The organism is Lysinibacillus sp., assembly GCF_032093475.1.
GTDB classification, from domain to species: Bacteria; Bacillota; Bacilli; order Bacillales_A; family Planococcaceae; genus Lysinibacillus; species Lysinibacillus irui.
The window spans coordinates 1-4,471 of the sequence record NZ_DAMDAY010000196.1 but is presented as its reverse complement, the minus strand read 5'-3'; the positions used below and the strand labels follow the sequence as shown (position 1 = coordinate 4,471).

6 protein-coding genes are annotated in these 4,471 nt (G+C 38.6%); all 6 read left to right on the top strand.

What is annotated here, in order from left to right; genetic code table 11:
• The coding region (ftsY, locus tag RT445_RS23110; protein ID WP_313471683.1) for a signal recognition particle-docking protein FtsY at window positions 1–1,165 on the top strand (1,165 nt) is incomplete at its 5' end.
• Between the two features lie 195 nt (window positions 1,166–1,360).
• Window positions 1,361–1,696, top strand: a complete 336-nt coding sequence (locus tag RT445_RS23105; protein ID WP_274795941.1) for a putative DNA-binding protein — start codon at window positions 1,361–1,363, stop codon at window positions 1,694–1,696.
• Window positions 1,697–1,708: 12 nt separating this feature from the next.
• Window positions 1,709–3,067, top strand: coding sequence for a signal recognition particle protein (gene ffh / locus RT445_RS23100; protein WP_274795942.1), 1,359 nt, complete (start codon window positions 1,709–1,711; stop codon window positions 3,065–3,067).
• Window positions 3,068–3,161: 94 nt separating this feature from the next.
• The gene (rpsP, locus tag RT445_RS23095; RefSeq protein WP_024362057.1) at window positions 3,162–3,434 is read left to right on the top strand and encodes a 30S ribosomal protein S16; all 273 of its coding nucleotides are present in this window, start codon (window positions 3,162–3,164) and stop codon (window positions 3,432–3,434) included.
• Between the two features lie 15 nt (window positions 3,435–3,449).
• Window positions 3,450–3,683 (top strand): KH domain-containing protein, encoded by a 234-nt coding sequence (locus tag RT445_RS23090; RefSeq protein WP_004269410.1) that lies wholly within the window; start codon window positions 3,450–3,452, stop codon window positions 3,681–3,683.
• A 476-nt stretch (window positions 3,684–4,159) separates the two neighbouring features.
• Window positions 4,160–4,471, top strand: a 312-nt coding sequence (rimM, locus tag RT445_RS23085; RefSeq protein WP_313471680.1) for a ribosome maturation factor RimM, incomplete at its 3' end; no start/stop codon positions are given.

Here is a 4,471-nt window from a genome sequence, read left to right as displayed (position 1 = left end):
AGAGCTAGAGGAGTCAAATGAACCTGCTGCCATTGAGACTGTTGATGTAGAAGTGCCTGAACAAGTAGAAGAGTCTCCAGCAATGGAAATGGTGAAAGAAGCAGAAGTAGAGCCCTCATTCGATATAGAGGAAGAACAGGCAGAAATACGGGAGCTAGCGGTAATTGAGGACACACCGGTAGAGGAAAAAAAGCCATCTGCTTGGTCTATTACACAAAAATTCAAGGCTGGTCTTGAAAAAACGCGTAATTCCTTTACTTCCAAAGTGAATGACCTTGTTGCTCGTTACCGTAAAGTAGATGAGGATTTCTTTGAAGAATTAGAGGATTTACTTTTACAAGCTGATGTCGGTTTTGAAACGGTTATGGAACTCATGGATAAACTACGTTTCGAAGTTCAACGTAAAAATATTAAAGATACGAATGGCATCCAGGCAGTTATTTCAGAGAAGCTTGTAGAAATTTATGAGCAAGGCGAACAAGATTTAATTGAGCTTAATTTGCAGCCAGAGGGTGAATTGACAGTTATCCTATTTGTTGGGGTAAATGGTGTGGGGAAAACGACTACGATTGGTAAACTAGCGCACCGTTTAAAATCTCAAGGAAAAACGGTTGTTTTAGCTGCAGGTGATACGTTCCGTGCTGGTGCTATTGATCAATTACAAGTGTGGGGCGATCGTGTTGGTTGTGAAGTTATTAAACAATCTGAGGGCTCTGACCCAGCGGCAGTGATGTATGACGCCATTCGTGCAGCAAAAAATAGAAAAGCCGATGTGTTAATTTGTGATACGGCAGGACGTTTGCAAAATAAAGTGAACTTAATGAATGAGCTAGAAAAGGTACATCGTGTTATTTCACGTGAAATTCCAAACGCTCCACATGAAGTATTATTAGCATTAGATGCTACAACAGGTCAAAACGCGCTTGTTCAAGCACAGACTTTTAAAGAAGCAACAAATGTAACCGGTATTGTCTTAACAAAGCTTGATGGAACTGCAAAGGGCGGTATTGTCCTTGCTATTCGTAACAAGTTACACATTCCTGTGAAATTTGTTGGCCTTGGTGAGAAAATGGATGATCTACAGCCATTCGATGCAGAACGCTATGTTTATGGTTTATTTGCAGATGGTTTAGATAAAGAATTACAAAATAGTGATGATGAATAGCGATATGGCTGAGTAATTTTTATAAAACGCTCGACTGTGTATAGGTAAGTTAACTTGTTTAAAAGAGAAATACTAGCTAAAGGCGAAGAAGCCTGAACGCGGCAATTTAGGCTTTTAGACAAGGAGATTACCTTGACACAGACGGGCGCTTTTCGTTATGATACAAATGACTAATAGCGGGAGGAGAAACATTCGATGCTACTTGAAAAAACAACACGCATGAACTTTCTCTTCGACTTTTATCAAGCATTATTAACAGATAAGCAAAGAAGTTATATGGAACTATACTATTTGGATGATAACTCTCTAGGAGAAATCGCTGAATCGTATGGTGTTTCACGCCAAGCTGTTTACGATAATATTCGTCGAACAGAAGCGATGCTTGAGGAATATGAAGAAAAATTATGTTTACTTGAAAAATTTCAACAACGTACCCAAATGCTGTCGCAATTAACAGCAGGAATAACAGAAAAAACCATGACAGTTGAAGAACAGTTAGCGCTTATAGAACAGCTGAAAGAATGGGATTAGGAGGCGAAAGCAATGGCTTTTGAAGGATTAGCGGAACGACTCCAAGGAACGATCCAAAAGATTAAAGGCAAAGGGAAAGTATCAGAGCAAGATGTCAAAGAAATGATGCGAGAAGTCCGATTTGCTTTAATTGAGGCGGATGTTAACTTAAAAGTAGTCAAAGAATTCGTAAAAAAGGTAAGTGAACGTGCTGTTGGTGTTGATGTTATGCAAAGCTTAACACCAGGTCAGCAAGTTATTAAAATTGTACAAGATGAATTAACAGAATTAATGGGTGGCGAACAAAGCCCCATTAAGTTTAATACAAAGCCACCAACTGTCATTATGATGGTCGGTCTACAAGGTGCAGGGAAAACGACAACTACAGGTAAATTGGCAAATGTATTACGTAAAAAATATAATCGTAAGCCATTGCTAGTTGCCGCTGACGTGTATCGTCCGGCAGCCGTTCAACAATTAGAGACATTAGGTAAACAGTTATCGATACCTGTTTTTGCATTAGGTACTGACATTTCTCCAGTAGAAATTGCACGTCAGGCTATTGAAAAGGCGAAAGAAGAGCATCATGATGTCGTGATCATCGATACGGCAGGTCGTTTGCATATAGATGAGGACTTAATGCAGGAATTAAAGGATATTCGTGCGTTAAAAGAGCCAGATGAAGTATTTCTTGTTGTTGATGCCATGACAGGTCAGGATGCAGTCAATGTAGCAGAAAGCTTTAATGAAGCAATCGGCATTACTGGGGTAGTTTTAACAAAGCTTGATGGTGATACACGTGGTGGTGCGGCACTATCTATCCGTTCTGTGACTCAAAAGCCAATTAAATTTGTTGGGATGGGCGAAAAGATGGATGCGCTGGAGCCATTCCACCCAGAACGTATGGCATCACGTATTTTAGGTATGGGTGATGTGCTGTCATTAATCGAGAAAGCCCAAGCAACGGTTGATGAGGCAAAGGCAAAAGAACTTGAAGAAAAGTTCAAGTCTCAAACCTTTACATTTGATGATTTTGTTGAACAATTACAGCAAGTCAAGAAAATGGGACCTCTTGATGAAATATTAAAAATGCTTCCTGGTGCAAATAAAATTAAAGGCTTAGACAATGTAAAAGTCGATGATAAGCAAATGGGACGGGTGGAGGCTATTATTTATTCCATGACGCCTGCTGAAAAGACCAACCCCGAGATTATTAATGGTAGCCGTAAAAAACGTATTGCTAAAGGCTCAGGGACGTCTATTCAAGAGGTTAATCGTCTGATCAAGCAATTTGATGAAATGAAAAAAATGATGAAGCAAATGACTGGAATGGCAAGTGGTAAAGGGAAGAAAAAAATGAAATTACCAGGCTTTGATTCATTGTTTAAATAATAATTTTTAGGTGTTAAGAAAAAACACTTTACAAACAACCTAAACATTGATAATATACTATCTTGTGTGAAACTTATTCGGAGGTGCTATTAAAATGGCAGTTAAAATTCGCTTAAAACGTATGGGAGCTAAAAAATCTCCTTTCTATCGTATCGTAGTTGCAGACGCTCGTTCACCACGTGACGGTCGTTCAATTGAAACAGTTGGTACTTACAACCCACTAACTCAACCAGCTACTGTAAACATTGATGAAGAGAAAGCTCTTAAATGGTTAGCTGACGGTGCAAAACCATCAGATACAGTACGTAACCTGTTCTCAGAACAAGGAATCATGGAAAAATTCCATAACCAAAAATTCAGTAAATAATCGGGGGCGACGTCTTTGAAGCAGCTGATTGAAGCAATCGTTTTACCGTTAGTCGATTATCCAGAAGAAGTTCGTATTGAGACGGATGAAAATGCAAATCGAATTGTTTATAAACTTTTTGTTCATCCAGAGGATCGAGGGAAAGTCATAGGCAAGCAAGGGCGAGTAGCGAAAGCGATTCGTACAATTGTTTATTCAGCGGCAGGTAGTCACCATCAAAAGAAGACCTACGTCGATATATTGGATTAATAGAAAAGATGTTTACGCTCTTGCACTAAGTACTTTTGGATCCTGATAGATGTGGTTACATGTCGCTTAGGAGTTCGAAGTGGCCTTTTAGCATGAAGCGTAAAATCTGGACGAAGAAGGAGGGAGCTTGTAGGTTCCTTCCTTTTTTTATCTTTTTTCGCAATAGAAGCGCTTTATTCCGCATGAACAAGCTGTAATGCCAACTGTATACTGAAACCAAAGTTAGGTGGTAGATGAGCTGCTGTAAATGTTTGATTAGTGAAAGCTAACAACCTGTAGCTCTAAGGACAAGCACAAAATAAAGCATAATTAAAGATTATAGCTAATGGTAATTGCTTATATTGATAATACAAGACAAATTAGTCTTAGCTAAAACTACGTTCTTCCAAAGCAATTCTGCTAACAGTGATAGAAGTGAAAATGCTACGCAAGATGCTTTGTGAAGACAAGTATGTTTTTTACGAGGTGAAAGTTGAATGGAATGGTTTAATGTAGGTCGTATAGTCAATACACATGGTATTCGTGGTGAAATACGTGTGCTATCGACAACAGACTTTGAAGAAGAACGTTTTGCAGTAGGGAATAAGCTTGCTGCCTTTAAAAAAGACGATAAAAAGCCAACATGGGTGACTATTGAATCTGTACGTCGTCATAAAAACTTTATTTTGTTAACCTTTGAAGGTATGAATAATATTAATTTAGTCGAGCCATTTAAAGAAGGCATGCTAAAAGTGACAAAAGATCAAATGACTGATGATCTACTTGAAGAAAATGAATTCTTTTTCCAT